The 15,054-nt window shown below is 72.3% G+C and carries 12 protein-coding genes; 9 read left to right on the plus strand and 3 right to left on the minus strand.

Features of this window, described 5'->3' with window-relative positions; genetic code table 11:
* Nucleotides 1-4: 4 nt before the first annotated feature.
* Nucleotides 5-1,012 carry a glucose-6-phosphate dehydrogenase (coenzyme-F420) gene (fgd, locus tag ACIBSW_RS30325; protein ID WP_354723286.1) on the plus strand — a complete coding sequence of 336 codons (1,008 nt, stop codon included), beginning with the start codon at nucleotides 5-7 and terminating at the stop codon, nucleotides 1,010-1,012.
* Between the two features lie 3 nt (nucleotides 1,013-1,015).
* Here the strand turns inward: fgd and ACIBSW_RS30330 are convergent, their stop codons facing one another.
* On the minus strand, nucleotides 1,016-2,005 hold the full coding sequence (locus tag ACIBSW_RS30330) for a glycosyltransferase family 2 protein (RefSeq protein ID WP_354723288.1): 990 nt from the start codon (nucleotides 2,003-2,005) through the stop codon (nucleotides 1,016-1,018).
* Between the two features lie 161 nt (nucleotides 2,006-2,166).
* On the opposite strand from ACIBSW_RS30330, the gene ACIBSW_RS30335 reads away from it, so the two are divergent.
* Nucleotides 2,167-2,823, plus strand: a complete 657-nt coding sequence (locus ACIBSW_RS30335; protein ID WP_354723290.1) for an HAD family phosphatase — start codon at nucleotides 2,167-2,169, stop codon at nucleotides 2,821-2,823.
* Between the two features lie 3 nt (nucleotides 2,824-2,826).
* Here ACIBSW_RS30335 and ACIBSW_RS30340 read toward each other — a convergent pair whose 3' ends face one another.
* Nucleotides 2,827-4,011 carry an FAD-dependent monooxygenase gene (locus ACIBSW_RS30340; RefSeq protein ID WP_354723292.1) on the minus strand — a complete coding sequence of 395 codons (1,185 nt, stop codon included), beginning with the start codon at nucleotides 4,009-4,011 and terminating at the stop codon, nucleotides 2,827-2,829.
* An 86-nt stretch (nucleotides 4,012-4,097) separates the two neighbouring features.
* Between ACIBSW_RS30340 and ACIBSW_RS30345 the strand changes: the two genes are divergently transcribed.
* From ACIBSW_RS30345 to ACIBSW_RS30360, 4 genes are all read left to right on the plus strand, one after another.
* Complete coding sequence (locus ACIBSW_RS30345; RefSeq protein ID WP_354723294.1) at nucleotides 4,098-4,775, plus strand: TetR/AcrR family transcriptional regulator C-terminal domain-containing protein; 678 nt, start codon at nucleotides 4,098-4,100, stop codon at nucleotides 4,773-4,775.
* Nucleotides 4,776-4,824: 49 nt separating this feature from the next.
* Nucleotides 4,825-6,495: a sodium:solute symporter family protein gene (locus ACIBSW_RS30350; RefSeq protein WP_354723296.1), complete on the plus strand. Its 1,671-nt coding sequence runs from the start codon at nucleotides 4,825-4,827 to the stop codon at nucleotides 6,493-6,495.
* 9 nt (nucleotides 6,496-6,504) lie between these two features.
* Entirely contained in the window at nucleotides 6,505-6,813 is a 309-nt protein-coding gene (locus ACIBSW_RS30355) for a hypothetical protein (protein WP_354723297.1), read from the plus strand.
* 114 nt (nucleotides 6,814-6,927) lie between these two features.
* Nucleotides 6,928-7,182, plus strand: a complete 255-nt coding sequence (locus ACIBSW_RS30360; RefSeq protein ID WP_354723299.1) for a hypothetical protein — start codon at nucleotides 6,928-6,930, stop codon at nucleotides 7,180-7,182.
* A gap of 52 nt (nucleotides 7,183-7,234) precedes the next feature.
* On the opposite strand, the gene ACIBSW_RS30365 is transcribed toward ACIBSW_RS30360, so the two are convergent.
* Nucleotides 7,235-8,152, minus strand: coding sequence for a PQQ-dependent sugar dehydrogenase (locus tag ACIBSW_RS30365; RefSeq protein WP_354729090.1), 918 nt, complete (start codon nucleotides 8,150-8,152; stop codon nucleotides 7,235-7,237).
* A gap of 350 nt (nucleotides 8,153-8,502) precedes the next feature.
* On the opposite strand from ACIBSW_RS30365, the gene ACIBSW_RS30370 reads away from it, so the two are divergent.
* From ACIBSW_RS30370 to ggt, 3 genes are all read left to right on the plus strand, one after another.
* The gene (locus ACIBSW_RS30370) at nucleotides 8,503-11,556 is read left to right on the plus strand and encodes a M14 family zinc carboxypeptidase (RefSeq protein ID WP_354729091.1); all 3,054 of its coding nucleotides are present in this window, start codon (nucleotides 8,503-8,505) and stop codon (nucleotides 11,554-11,556) included.
* A gap of 101 nt (nucleotides 11,557-11,657) precedes the next feature.
* Nucleotides 11,658-13,175, plus strand: a complete 1,518-nt coding sequence (locus ACIBSW_RS30375) for an alpha/beta hydrolase (RefSeq protein ID WP_354729093.1) — start codon at nucleotides 11,658-11,660, stop codon at nucleotides 13,173-13,175.
* Nucleotides 13,176-13,256: 81 nt separating this feature from the next.
* The gene (ggt, locus tag ACIBSW_RS30380; RefSeq protein ID WP_354729113.1) at nucleotides 13,257-15,053 is read left to right on the plus strand and encodes a gamma-glutamyltransferase; all 1,797 of its coding nucleotides are present in this window, start codon (nucleotides 13,257-13,259) and stop codon (nucleotides 15,051-15,053) included.
* Nucleotide 15,054: the final 1 nt, after the last annotated feature.

Raw genomic sequence — 15,054 nt, forward strand, 5'->3', positions numbered from 1 at the left:
GACCATGATTCGGTTCGGCTACAAGGCATCGGCGGAGCAGTTCGCCCCGCGCGAGTTGCTCGGCTACGGCGTGCAGGCGGAGCGGCTCGGCTTCGACTCGGTCTTCGTCAGCGACCATCTCCAGCCCTGGCGGCACGACGGCGGGCACGCGCCCGCGGCGCTGCCCTGGCTCGGCGCGCTCGCGGCAAGCACCGAGCGGGTGCTGCTCGGCACGAGCGTGCTCACCCCGACCTTCCGCTATCACCCCGCCGTCGTCGCGCAGGCCTTCGCCACCCTCGGCTGCCTCGCGCCCGGCCGGGTCATCCTCGGCGTCGGCTCCGGCGAGTCGCTCAACGAGGTTCCGCTCGGCCTGAGCTGGCCGGACGGCAAGGAGCGCTTCGCGCGCCTCAAGGAGGCGGTCACCCTCATCCGCCGGCTCTGGACCGAGGACCGGGTGACGTTCGAGGGCACCTTCTACCGCACCGAGGTCGCCACGATCTACGACAAGCCCGAGCAGCCGGTGCCGATCTACATCGGCGCGTCCGGGCCGGCCGCGACCCGGCTCGCCGGTCGCATCGCCGACGGCTTCATCACCACCAGCGGCAAGGGCCACGAGCTGTACACAGAGACGCTGCTCCCGGCCGTACGGGAGGGCGCGGAGAAGGCGGACCGCCCGCTGGACGATCTCGACCTGATGATCGAGGTGAAGGTCTCCTTCGACCCGGACCTGGAGAAGGCGCGCAACGACACCCACTACTGGGGTGCGCTGGCGCTCTCGCCGGAGGAGAAGACCGGCGTCGAGGATCCGATCGAGATGCAGCGCCGCGCGGACGCGCTGTCGGTCGACCGCACGGTGACCCGCTGGATCGTCTCCTCCGACCCGGAGGAGCACGTGGCGAAGGTGGCCGAGTACCTGGAGATGGGCTTCAAGCACCTGGTCTTCCACGCGCCGGGCCCGGACCAGGACCGCTTCCTGCGCGTGTACGGCGAGGAGATCCTGCCCCGGCTCCGGGACCGGGCGAAGAACCTCTAGCCGTCAGTAGTTCTCGCCGGGCACCGCGCGCAGGTGCGACGGGCCGCTGCGCTCGTCCCGGCCCTCGCCCTGGATGACGGTGAGGTCGGGGCGGCGCGAGCCGGCCCCGCGCCGGGTCCGGTCCCGGGCTCGGTCCCGGGCCGGCGGACGGGCGGCGTGGCGCCCGGTCGGCTCGTCGGCGCGGCGGAACGGGCGCGGCGCCTCGTAGCGGGCCGGCGCCGCGTCGTGACGGGCGGTCTCGAGATGCCGTTGCGGCCGGCGGGCGAACCGCCACCGGCGTATGTACTCCGAGCCGACGGTGCGCAGCGCCCGCAGCGCGGCCGGGAGCAGCCGGCGCGGCCGGTCGCCGTGTATCCGCGGGTAGCCGACCGTCGCCACCTCCACCACCCGCAGCCCCTGCGACGCCATCCGGATCGTGGTCAGGGTGTCGATCTCGGGTCCCTCGCCCCAGGCGATGCCGCGCCGTGGGCCGCGCACCTCCGGAGCGGGCAGCTCCAACTCCGGGATCAGCTCGCGCCAGTAGGCGTCGTAGCCGCAGGTGAGGTCCGTGAAGCGGGTGCCGAAGAGCAGGTTCACCGCGCGGCTGAGCACGAAGTGCCCGACCCGTTCCAGCGCGCCGCCGTCGCGGTGGTCGCCGCCGGTGCGGAAGCGGGAGCCGTGCGCCGCCTCGGCGCCGGAGAGCAGGGCGTCGACGAAACGATAGATCTCGCCGGGGTCGGCGGAGCCGTCGGCGTTGAGGGTGACCACGATGTCGCCGGTGCTCGCGGCGAAGCCGCAGACGAGCGCGTTGCCCTTGCCGGAGCGGGTCTGCCGGATCACGACCACGTCGGGGCGGACCTCGCGGGCGACCGCGACGGTGTCGTCCTGCGAGCGGCCGTCGACCACGATCACCTCGTCGACGGGCGGCAGGTTCTCCAGGATGAGGGGCAGGTTGTGCTCCTCGTTGAGGGCGGGGATGACAACGGTCACGGTGGGGGACGGCGCGGGAGGCATGGCGGTGGCTCCTCGGCGGGGGCGGGCGCGGGGGTCTACGGGTGTGGAGACCGTCATCAACTTACCAATCGATTACGGTGAGTCAACTAGGTGGATACGACCGGTCTCAGAATTACGGAGGGTTAGATTATGTCCGCGGGTTGTCGATCGAGGGGAGTGTCGTGACGGTGCGGGCGGTGGTCTTCGACCTGGACGGCGTCATCATCGACACCGAGGAGGTCTGGGAGGAGGTGCGCCGCGGCTACGTCGCCGAGCACGGCCGGAGCTTCCTGCCCGACAGCCAGAGCCGGATGATGGGCATGAGCACGCCCGAGTGGTCCACCCACCTCAGCGCGGACCTGGGCGTGCCGCGCAGCCCGCGCGAGGTGGCCGCGGACGTGCTCGACCGGATGGCCGCGCGCTACCGCGAGGACCTGCCACTGATCCCGGGCTCGGTCGAGGCGGTGCGGCGGATCGCCGGGCACTTCCCGGTCGCCCTGGCCAGCTCGTCCGCGCGGATCCTCATCGACCAGGTCCTCGAGACGGCCGGGCTGACCGGGACCTTCCGGGTGACGCTGTCCACCGAGGAGGTGCCGCGCGGCAAGCCCGCGCCGGACGTGTACCTGGCCGCGGTCGAGCGCCTCGGGCTGACCCCGCAGGAGTGCGCGGCCGTCGAGGACTCCAGCAACGGCCTGCGGTCGGCCGGCGCGGCCGGGCTCGCGGTCATCGCGGTGCCGCACGGCGTCTACCCGCCGGCCGAGGACGCGCTGGCGCTGGCGAGCCTGGTCATCGGCGGCCTGGACGAGCTGACCGTCGAGGCGGTCGGCAAGCTGCGCTGACGGTCACACCAGCGTGGCCTCGTAGTCCGGCAGGTCGATGCCGGCGCTCCGGTCGCCCGCGACCCGGTAGGTCAGGGTCATGAACCAGCCCTGGTTGTGCAGCCAGTTCCGGACCCGGATCCCGTACGCCCGGCGCGGCGCGAGGAACCGGCCGACGCCGTTGCCGCCGCGCTGCGCCCGCCGGGCGAAGGCGCCGACCCGGGCCTGGTAGCGGGGGAACGCCACCGCGTGGTCGCCGCCCGCCGCGGCGAGCTCGCCGGCCAGCGCGTACGCCGCGACCAGCGCCGTGCCGTTGCCCATGCCCCCGATCGTCGCGCCGCACGCCGCGTCGCCCACCAGCGCGATCCGTCCGCGGTGCCAGGTGTCGACGTCGACCCGGCAGATCTGGTCGAAGTACATGTCGTCCGCGGTGTCCATTGCGTCGAGCAGGCGCGGCACCCGCCAGCCCAGCCCCGCGAGCCGCGCGCGCACGATCCGCTTCTGCGCGGCGAGGTCGCGCCGGTCGTACGCGATCTCCGGCGACGCGAACGCGACGAACGCGCCCGCGGTGTCCGGATCGCGGTGGTCGCCGCCGATCGAGGCCAGCCGGCCGGGCGCGTTGTAGTTCAGCGTGTCGCGGCCCAGGCCGAGCTCGTTCGGCAGCTCCCAGCCGGCCACGTAGTAGCCGAGGTGGCGCACGAAGCGCCGCTCCGGCCCGAAGGCCAGCCGCCGCACGTTGGAGTGCACGCCGTCGGCCCCGATGACCAGGTCGAACGTGCGCCGGGCGCCGCTCGCGAAGGTGACCTCGACGCCGTCGGGCGTCTCGTCCAGCGCCGCGATGCTGTCGCCGAACAGGTACTCCGTCCATTCGGCCCCGGCGGCGCAGAGGATCCGCGACAGGTCGCCGCGCAGGATCTCGACGTCGCCGCCGGCGAAGTCGGCCGGCATCTCCATCAGGCGCCGGTCGTGCTCGTCGACGAAGCGCATCGCGGTCCCGCCGGTCTGCACCGCGCGCAACTCCTCCAGCACCCCCATCCGGCTCAGCAGCCCCAGGTGCACCGGGCCGCGGAAGTCGACGGCCCGGCCGCCGGTGCGCAACGCCGGGGCGATCTCCACGATCGTCGGCCGGAAGCCGTGCCGGCCCAGCCAGTAGGCCAGCGCGGGCCCGGCGATGCTCGCGCCGGAGATGAGGACGGTCCTGCCGGTCATGGCGGCTCCAAACTGTGTCCATGGGAATCAGTTTTTCTCTGTGTACGGTAGATACAGTTGTCGCCGGGACGCAAGAGGGTTGACGGATGTCGGTGGAATTCCTGTGGGGGGAGCGCGCGGCGCCGACGCGCGGGCCGAAGCCGGCGTTGAGCCTCGCGGCCATCGCCGACGCGGCCATCGCCGTAGCCGACGCCGAGGGCCTGGCCGCGGTGTCGATGCAGCGGGTGGCCGGCGAGCTGGGATTCACGAAGATGTCGCTCTACCGCTACCTGCCCGGCAAGGCCGAGCTGGTCGCGGTGATGGTGGAGCGCGCCCTCGGCGAGCCGCCGGAGCTGCGCGCGGGCGGTTGGCGCGAGGCGCTCGCCGAATGGTCCGAGCTGCTGTACGAGGCCTTCCTGCGGCACCCGTGGACGATCGGGGCCACCGTCGGGAGCCGCCCGCTCGGCCCGCGCGAGCTCGGCTGGATGGAGTGCGCGCTGGCCCGGCTCGGCCGCGACTGCGGGCTCACCGGCGCCGAGCGCCTCGACGCCGTCGCGGTGCTGGCCGGCCACGCCCGGATGCTGGCCCAGCAGTCGGACGAGGCGGAGATGACCGCGGCGATGGGTGAGGTCATGCGGCAGCACGGCGACCGCTTCCCGTACCTCACCGCGGCGATGATGGAGACGGCGGCCGAGGGCGGTCAGAACCTGGCGTTCGCGTTCGGCCGGGACCGCATCCTCGACGGCCTGGAGAGCCTGATCGTCCGTCGGATCGGGCGGGTGTAACCACCGCCACAGCGGGGTATCGGCTTCTCCGACCATTTCGGAGGTGCCCGTGGAGACGCTAGCTGCCGAGGGACTACGGCTCGATCTCGACGTGTTCGATTACCTGATCCTGGCGATCTACTTCGTGACCGTGCTCGGCGTGGGCGTCGCCGCCCGGCGGGCGATCAGCACCAGCGCGGACTTCTTCCTGTCGGGCCGGGCGATGCCCGCCTGGGTCACCGGCCTCGCCTTCATCTCGGCCAACCTCGGCGCGCTCGAGATCATCGGCATGGCGGCCAACGGCGCGCAGTACGGCCTGATGACCCTGCACTACTACTGGATCGGCGCGGTGCCGGCCATGGTCTTCCTCGGCATCGTGATGATGCCGTTCTACTACGGCTCGAAGGTCCGCAGCGTCCCGGAGTTCCTGCGGCTGCGCTTCAACCGGCCGACCCACCTGTTCAACGCGCTCAGCTTCGCGGTCGCCCAGGTGCTGATCGCCGGCGTCAACCTGTACGCGCTCGCGCTCGTGCTGGACGCGCTGCTCGGCTGGCCGCTCTGGGTGTCGATCGTCACGGGCGCCGCGATCGTGCTGGCCTACATCACCATCGGCGGCCTCTCCTCGGCGATCTACAACGAGGTGCTGCAGTTCTTCGTGATCCTCGCGGGCCTGATCCCGATCACCATCGTCGGCCTGGTCAAGGTCGGCGGCGTCGACGGCCTGTTCGACGCGGTCCGCGACAGCAAGCTCGGCGAGGCCGGCCTGCACACCTGGCAGGGCACGGCCACCTCGGACAACCCGCTGGGCGCGAGCTGGATCGGCATCGTGTTCGGCCTCGGGTTCGTGCTCTCCTTCGGCTACTGGACGACGAACTTCGCGGAGGTGCAGCGGGCGCTCTCGGCCAAGGACATGAGCGCGGCCCGGCGCACCCCGATCATCGGCGCGTACCCGAAGCTGCTCATCCCGGTCGTCACGGTCGTGCCGGGCCTGATCGCCCTCGTCACCATCCAGGGCCTCGGCGCCGACGAGGGCGACCTGATGTACAACAACGCGATCCCGCTGCTGATGCGCGACCTGCTGCCCAACGGCGTGCTCGGGGTCGCGGTGACCGGCCTGCTGGCGGCGTTCATGGCCGGCATGGCGGCGAACGTCAGCGGCTTCAACACGGTCTTCACCTACGACATCTGGCAGGCCTACCTGCGCCGGGACCGCTCGGACTCCTACTACCTGCGGGTGGGCCGGATCGCCACCGTCGGCGGCGTGATCATCGGCATCGGCACCGCGTTCATCGCGGCCGGCTACAGCAACATCATGAACTACATCCAGGCGCTGTTCTCGGTCTTCAACGCCCCGCTGTTCGCCACCTTCATCGTCGGCATGTTCTGGAAGCGGATGACCGCCTGGGCCGGCTTCTGGTCGCTGCTGCTCGGCACGCTGTCGTCGCTCACGCTCTACCTGCTCTACCTCGGCGACGTGGCCAGGTTCGACTCCGATCTCGAGGAGAGCTTCTGGGGCGCCGGGCTGGCCTTCATCGTCGCGCTCGTGGTCGCCGCCGTGGTCACGCCGCTGACCCGGCCTAAGCCGGAGGACGACCTGCGCGGGCTCGTCTACGGCCTGGCCGGCACGTCGACCTCGGGCGAGACGATCCTGGCGGCCGACAAGGTCTGGTGGCGCAACCCGGTCCTGCTCGGCGTCACCGCCGTCGCGCTCGCCCTGCTGCTCTACATACCCGTCTGGTAAGGAGGCGTCATGGACGAGGACAGGAACCGCCCGGACGAGGAGAAGGTCTCGGCGGCGGCCCGGCTGTTCGACGTGCGCCGGGTGATCGGCGGGCTCTTCCTGGTGTACGGGCTCATCGTCACGCTGGTGGGCGTCTTCGACGGCAGCGCGGAGATCGCCAAGGCACAGGGTGTCCGGATCAACCTCTGGATGGGTCTGGCGATGCTGGCCCTGGGTGCCTTTTTCCTGATCTGGCTCCGGCTGCGGCCTGCCGGTGTGCACGGACGACACGGGAGATCGGCGCCGGAGACCGGCCCGGAGGAGCCCGCCGGGGACTGAACGGCCGCACCGGCCGACCGTCTGATGGATAGGGCGGTGCGGCTCGGGTGCAAGCTGGTTGCGCGGGCCCCCGGTTCCTTCCGAATCTGATCACGTGCTACCGATACTCAATGCATGGAACCCGTCGCCTCTGTAAGCCTCGCCAGCGGTGCCGGTCAGCGGCCCGCTGGCTGGCAGATGCAGCTACGTGTTGACTTCGCGGTCAGCAGGGTCATGCAGACGCATCGCGGTCAGTCCGAGGATGCGGTTGCCCAGGCCATTCAGGAACAGCTTCGCAGTGTCGGCGTCGTGCCGAACTGGAGGCAGGTCGCCCAGTATGCGGCAGTGATCAGCCAGTTGCCGGAGATGCCTCCCACCAGCCACGCCTGATCCCCCCTCAGATCCCCGTTTATCCCCCCACGCCGGCCCCGCCCGTGACCCCTCACGGGCGGGGCCGAGCAGTGAAGCGCAGAATTCTGTCGTCGCCCTCCCGCCCCTCGCCGCGGTCGGTGTTCGACGTGGTGAGCCAGAGCGCGCCGTCCGGCGCGACGGCCACCGTCCGGAGCCGCCCGTACCGCCCCGTGAACTCGGCCCTCGGCTTGCCGCCGCCGAGCGGCACGGTCCACAGCCGCTGACCCCGCAGCGCGGCGACGTACAGGGTGTCGCCGGCGATCGCCGCTCCGGACGGTGAGGCCTCGTCGGTGCGCCAGGTGACGATCGGGTCGGCGTACCGGGAGCCGCCGCCCTTGCCCTCGACCTCGGGCCAGCCGTAGTTGCGGCCGGGCTTGATCACGTTGACCTCGTCGAACCGGTTCTGTCCGAACTCGATGCCGTACATCGTGCCGTCCGCCGCCCAGGCGAGGCCCTGCACGTTGCGGTGCCCGAGGCTCCAGACCGGCGAGCCCGGCGTCGGGTTGCCCGGCGCGGGCCGGCCCTCCGGGGTGAGCCGCAGGATCTTGCCGTTGCTGTCGCCGGGGTCCTGCGAGGCCGAGCCCTCGCCCGCGTCGCCCGTGCCGGCGTAGAGCATTCCGTCCGGGCCGAAGGCGATCCGGCCGCCGTTGTGGATGCCGGCCTTGTCGATGCCGTCGAAGATCACCTCTGGGTCGCCGCCGCCGAGCTTGAAGCGCACGATCCGGTTGTCGTCCGCCGCGGTGTGGTACGCGTAGACCCATCCGGTCTCGGCGTAGTCCCGGGCCACCGCGAGGCCGAGCAGGCCGCCCTCGCCGGCCGCGGCGACGCCCGGCACCTCGAAGACCTGCCTCGGCGCGCCGCCGCCCGCCGCCACCCGCAGCACCCGCCCCCGGTCCCGCTCGGCGACCAGCGCGCCGCCGTCGGGCAGGAACGCCAGCCCCCACGGCACGTCCAGGCCGGTCGCGACGGTCTCGGGCGCGCTCAGATCCGGTACGCCCCCGCGCGCGGAGGGTGCCGCCGGCGCGGGGGCGGCGGACGCGGTCGTGGGCGTGGCCGAGGGGGTCGTCCGGTGGGCGGCGCGTCGCCCGAACAGCCGGTCAGCAGCGCGGCACTCGCCGTAGCCACCCCGATCGACCGGCGTGCCCTCGTCCGTATGGCGGTTGACATCCGCATACCGTGCCCTGCCGTCCTGAGAAAAACCTGAACAGTGACGAGATCTACTGATTTGCATCCTTGACAGCCTCTCGCGCGGGCCGGGAGGGTCCACACACGACCTTCCCACCCATGGAGGCTCCAACCATGACCTCAATTCGCTGGGTTACCGCCGGCGCGTTATCGCTCGTGACAGCGGCCGCCACGGTCCTGTCCGGCATCACGCCGGCGGCCGCCGCGGCACCGGAGGACAACCTCGCGGTGTACGTCGGCACCCTCGACGCACCACAGCTCGAACGACTGCGTGCGGTCGGCATCGACCACGACGAGAGCGCGGTGACCGCCGCCGCCGAAGGCAAGGTCACCGTCGAGACAATCCTCGGCCGGCGCCAGGCCGAACGGCTCGTCGCCGCGGGCGTGCCGCTGACCCAGAAGCGGGCCACGACGGCGATGCGCCGGCAGGCCGCCGCCGCGCCGACGGTGTTCCGGCAGTACAACGCGCCCGGCGGCCTCCGCGAAGAATATGCCGCGACGGCCGCCGCCAACCCGCGCATCGCCAAGCTGGTCACCGTCGGCAAGACGGTGCGCGGCGTGCCGATCCAGGCCGTGAAGGTCACGCGCGACGCGCGCGTGGTCCCCGACGGCCGCCGCCCCGCGGTGATCTACCTGGGCGGCCAGCACGCCCGGGAGTGGATCACGCCCGAGATGAACCGGCGCCTGCTGCACCACGTCATCGACGGCTACGGCACGAACCCGGAGCTGACCCGGCTGATCAACACCACCGAGCTGTGGTTCCTGCCGGTGGTCAACCCGGACGGCTACGACTTCACCTTCACCGAGGGCAACCGGCTGTGGCGCAAGAACCTGCGCGACAACAACGGCGACGGCGAGATCACCGCCGGCGACGGCGTCGACCTCAACCGCAACTTCGCGGAGAAGTGGGGTTACGACAACGAGGGTTCGTCGCCCGACCCGGCCAGCGAGACCTACCGCGGCCCCGCGCCGAACTCCGAGCCCGAGACCAAGGCGCTCGACGCCCTGTTCAAGCGGGTCGGCTTCGAGTTCCTGATCAACTACCACTCGGCCGCCGAGCTGCTGCTCTACGGCATCGGCTGGCAGGTCAGCACGCCCAGCCCGGACGACCAGATCGCGATCGCCATGGTCGGCGACGACGCGCACCCGGCGGTGCCCGGCTACGACCCGGACATCTCGGCCGAGCTGTACACCACCAACGGCGACACGGACTTCCACGCACAGGTGCGTACCGGAGCGATCGGCTTCACGCCCGAGATGAGCACGTGCCAGACCATCTCGAACCTGTACCCGGACGACCAGTGGAACGCCGCGGACTGCGAGAGCGGCTTCAACTTCCCGGACGACGAGAAGCTGATCCAGGATGAGTTCCTCAAGAACCTGCCGTTCGCGCTCTCGGTCGGCAAGTCGGCGCAGAACCCGGACAACCCGGTCTCGGTCGTCGGCCGCAGCACCGCCGACCTGACCGTCGACGCGTTCGACACCTCGTACGGCTCGCGCCAGCAGGTCGCCGTGACCGCCCGGCGCAGCCTGCGCGACGTCACCCTGCACTACAAGGTGAACGGCGGCCGGGAGCGGACCGACGGCACCCGGGAGTGGGACGACGGCGAGCGGTATGGCGACGGCCTCGACCAGTACTTCGCCGAGCGCCGCGGCACGGCCAAGGCCAAGGCGAAGGACAAGGTGGAGGTCTGGTTCACCGCCCGCAAGGGCCGGGAGACCGTGCGGTCTGCCGCGTTCACCTACACCGTCGCCGACAAGATCGGCGGTGACGTGCTGGTGCTCGCCGCCGAGGACGTCACCGGCATCTCGCCGGCGAACGCCGACGGCGCGACCAGCGCCCGGTACGCCGACGAGCACGTCGCGGCCATCAGGGCCGCCGGCCGCACGGCCGACGTGTACGACATGGACACCAACGGCCGCAAGGCACCACACCCGCTGGGCGTGCTGTCGCACTACGACGCCGTCGTCTGGGAGACCGGCGACGACATCATCCCGCGCGCAACCGGCCAGGTCGGCGGCACGATCGCCCGCTCGGCCCTGGAGACCGAGCTCGCCGTCCGCGACTACCTGAACGAGGGCGGCAGGCTGCTGCTCGCCGGGAAGTACGCGGGCTTCGCGCAGGGTGCGAACGGGGCGTACGTGTACCAGCCGAATGGCCCGGCCGAGTGCACCAACGCGACCGACCCCACCTGTCTGCCGATCTTCAACGACTTCCAGCAGTACTGGCTGGGGGCGTACTCCTACGTCAGCGACGGCGGCACCGGACCGGACGGCACGCCGTACCCGCTGACCGGCACCAGCGGGGCCTTCGCCGGCTTCTCGGCCACCCCGACCGGCGACCACACCGCCGCCTTCCTGTCCACCTCGAGCTTCCTGCCGAGCTCACAGTTCCCACAGTTCCGCAGCTCGGCACCGCTCGACTGGCAGCTGCCTGGCGCCGCACCGTACGAGCCGTTCGACGGTGACTGGTACCTGTGGAGCGGTCAGGCGGACGTCTCCTACAAGCGGCTCACCAAGACCGTCGACCTCACGTCGGCGAGCGCCGCGCACCTGAAGTTCCAGACGTCGTTCGACGTCGAGGCGAACTGGGACTTCCTGTTCGTCGAGGCGCACGTCGTCGGGACCGACGAGTGGACGACGCTGCCCGACGCGGGTGGGCTGACCACCACCGAGACCGGCGACAGCTGCCAGTCCGGTATCACCACCATCCACCCGTTCCTGGCCCACTACCAGGGCGCCGACTGCACCCCGACCGGCACCACCGGCACGTGGAACGCGGCGACCGGCAACAGCGCGGGCTGGAAGGCGTTCGACGCCGACCTGTCCGCGTACGCGGGCAAGCAGGTCGAGATCTCGATCTCCTACATGTCCGACTGGGGCACCCAGGGCCTGGGCGTCTTCCTGGACGCGGTCCAGATCGAGACCGACGGCGTCGTGTCGCAGCAGACCTCGTTCGAGGCCGACCTCGGCGGCTGGGCCGTCGCCGGGCCGCCGCCGGGCTCCGGCATGAACAGCACCGACTGGGCGCGCAGCCAGCTCGCCTTCGACTCGGGCGCGGCCGTGACCACCCGGGACAGCGTCTACCTGGGCTTCGGCCTGGAAGGGCTGCCCGAGGCGGACCGGGCCGACCTGATGCGCCGGGTGCTGCGTCACCTGAAGGTTTAATCACTTTAGGCTGGAAATCGCCCGATACTGCAGACCGCGCCGCGCGCTTGCCCTAAACAGGAGGCGCGCGGCGCGCCTGCCGTGCAGGGCGGAGACAACCGGTGCGAGCGATCACGCGGCCGATCCTGGCCTCGTTCCTGACTGTCCTGACGGCATCGGCCCTGGCCGCCGCCCCCGCACGCGCGGTGCGGGGTGCGGAGCCGGACTGGTCGGCCTGCGCCGACGACGCGAGCGCGCAGTGCGCCTGGCTCGAGGTCCCGGTCGACTGGGCGGACCCCGACGGGCCGACGATCCGGGTCGCTGTCGCCCGCCGGCCGGCCGCCGACCCGGGTGCGCGGATCGGCACGCTGATCGTCAACCCCGGCGGTCCCGGCGGCTCGGGCGTCGACTTCGCCCTCGGCGGCGTCACCTTCTTCAGCCCGGAGCTGCTCCGCCGGTTCGACATCGTCGGCTTCGACCCGCGCGGCGTCTCCCGCAGCAACCCGATCGTCTGCTCCACCGCGCTGCTGGCCGCGGGCCCGCCGATCACCGTCGACGACGCCCGGCAGTACCGCGAGGCCGTCGCCTACAACCGCCGGCTCGCCGACGACTGCGCCGAGCGCACCGGCCCGCTCTACGGCCACGTCGACACGCTCAGCGTCGTGCGGGACCTGGACGCGCTGCGGGCCGCGCTCGGCGAGGAGAAGATCAGCTTCTACGGCACCTCGTACGGCACGCTGCTGGGCGAGCAGTACGCCGGCCGCTACCCGCACCGGATCCGCGCCCTGGTCCTGGACAGCGTCGTGGACCACAGCGTCGACGTGGACGGCTTCCTCGGCGGCGGCGCCGCCGCCGCGGAGGACTCCTTCGACCAGTTCGTCCGGTGGTGCGAGCGCAGCATCGAGTGCGCGGCGCACGGGCGTGACGTGCGCGGGCTCTGGAGCTCCCTGCTGGCCGCCGCCCGCGACGGCGCCCTGTGGGACCCGTACGTGCGCACGGACCGGCTGACCGTCTACGAGCTCGTCAAGATCGCCGTCGACTCCCTGTACGAACCGCAGTGGCACGCGCTCGGCCGCTATCTGCGGGACGCGGAGGCGGGCGGTGACCTGGGCCTGGGCCTGCTCGGCCGGCTGGACCCGGTCGAGGTCAGCGAGCACAACTACCCGGCGGTGTTCTGCAACGACTGGGCGGTGCCCGTCACCGGGTACCGGAAACTGCGCAAGCACCTGAAGCGGGCCGCGGCCCGGGCGCCGGGGATGCTGTTCTCCCCGTCGACGCTCTCCTCGGTCAACGGCTGCCTGGGCTGGAACCGGGGCACCGCCAACCCGCAGGCCCCGCTGCCGCCGGCGCGGACCGGCCCGGTGCTGCTGGTCAGCGCCCGGCACGACCCGGCGACCCCGTACGCCTGGGCCCGCAGCGTCGCCGACCAGCTCGGCCCGCAGGCCTCCCAGCTGACCTACGAGGGCTGGGGCCACGTCGTGTACGGCCGCAGCGGCTGCGTGAACGCGGCCGTCGACCGCTACCTGATCGAGCTACGGCCGGCCCCCGCCGGGGCGAGCTGCCCGGGCATCGAGCCCAAGCCGGCCGGGATCGGCGCCATCGCGCTGGTGCAACCCCTGATGTTCGGTAACCCGATGTGAAGACCGCGTCTCGGGTTGTGCACGGCGACGCGTGCCGGTAGGCAGGATAGGTCTGTCCACTGTCTATCACCCGGAGGCATGATGCGCCCGTCCGCGCTGGCCATGGCGGCCACGCTCACCCTGACCACGGCCGTGCTGGTGCCCACCGCGGCGACCGCGCAGGCCGGCGCGCCGCCGCGGGACCCCACCGCAACTGGCTACGGCGGCGCCGTCTCGACGGTTGATCCGACCGCGACCGCGGTCGGGCTCGACGTCCTGCGGCGCGGCGGCAACGCGGTCGACGCCGCCGTGGCCGCGGCGGCGACGCTCGGCGTCACCGAGCCGTTCTCCGCCGGCATCGGCGGCGGCGGGTTCTTCGTCTACTACGACGCCGGGCAGCGGCGGGTGCACACCATCGACGGCCGGGAGTCCGGGCCGGCGACGATGACCGAGGACATCTTCGTCGACCCCGCGGACGGGCTGCCGTACGACTTCCAGGAGGCCCGGGTCAGCGGCCTCTCCGTCGGCACCCCGGGAACCGTCGCCACCTGGGCGGCGGCCGCCGACCGGTGGGGCACGCGGTCGCTGCGCAGCCTGCTCGCGCCCGCCGCCCGGGTCGCCGAGCGGGGCTTCGCGGTCGACGCCACCTTCCGCCAGCAGATCGCCGACAACGCCGCCGCGTTCGGCCAGTTCGACGCCACCAGCGAGCTCTACCTGCCCGGCGGCGCGCCGCCGGCGGTCGGCTCGACGCAGCGCAATCCCGACCTGGCCGACACCTACCGGCTGATCGGCGAGCGCGGCACCGGCGTCTTCTACCGCGGCCCGATCGGCGCCGACCTGGTACGGACCGTCCGGCGCCCGCCGGTCTCCGAGCATCCGACCGGCACCTGGGCCTACCCGATCCGCCCCGGCGGCCTGAGCCGGGCGGACCTGGCCGGCTACCGGCTGCGGTTCCCGGCGCCGACCCGGTCCGGCTATCGCGGGCTCGACGTCTACGGCATGTCGACGCCGTCCAGCGGCGGCACCGCCGTCGGCGAGGCGCTCAACATCCTCGAGCGGACCGACCTGTCCCGGGTGCCGACGATCCAGGCGCTGCACCAGTACGCCGAGGCGACCGCGCTCTCGTTCGCCGACCGCAACCGGTACGTCGGCGCGTACACCCCCCGGTCCGTCCTGAACAGGCTGATCAGTGACGCGTGGGCGGGTCAGCGCGCCTGCCAGATCGATCCCGCGCACGCGCTCGTCAAGCCGGTGCCGCCCGGCGACCTCAACGCCTCCGGGTGCACGCCGGCCGCCGTCGGCGGGCCGGTCGAGGACGGCCAGAGCACGACCAACCTCACCGTCGCCGACCGCTGGGGCAACGTCGTCGAGTACACCCTGACCATCGAGCAGACCGGCGGCAACGCGATGGTCGTGCCCGGCCGCGGCTTCCTGCTCAACAACGAGATGACCGACTTCAACTTCACGCCGACGCAGGGCAGCGCGCCCGACCCGAACCTGCCCGGCCCCAACAAGCGGCCGCGGAGCTCGATGTCGCCGACGATCGTGCTCAAGGACGGCAAGCCGTTCCTGGCGCTCGGCTCGCCCGGTGGCGCCACGATCATCACCACCGTGCTGCAGGTGCTGATCAACCGGGTCGACCTGGGCATGACGCTGCCGGAGGCGATGGCCGCGCCGCGGGCCTCCCAGCGCAACTCCGCCGGCATCCAGTCCGAGCCGGCCTTCCACCTGCGGTACGGGCCGGGGCTGACCGAGCTCGGCCACAGCTTCGCGGCCGACGTTCCGGAGCTGGGCGCGGCGACCGCGATCGAGTTCCGGCCGGGCGGTGCGATGATCGCCGCCGCCGAGCCGGCCCGGCGCGGCGGCGGCGCCGCGGGGGTGGTCCGGCCCCGCGGCTGAG

Origin of the sequence: Actinoplanes sp. NPDC049668 (genome assembly GCF_044465445.1) — a bacterium.
In the GTDB taxonomy this organism is placed as follows: domain Bacteria; phylum Actinomycetota; class Actinomycetes; order Mycobacteriales; family Micromonosporaceae; genus Actinoplanes.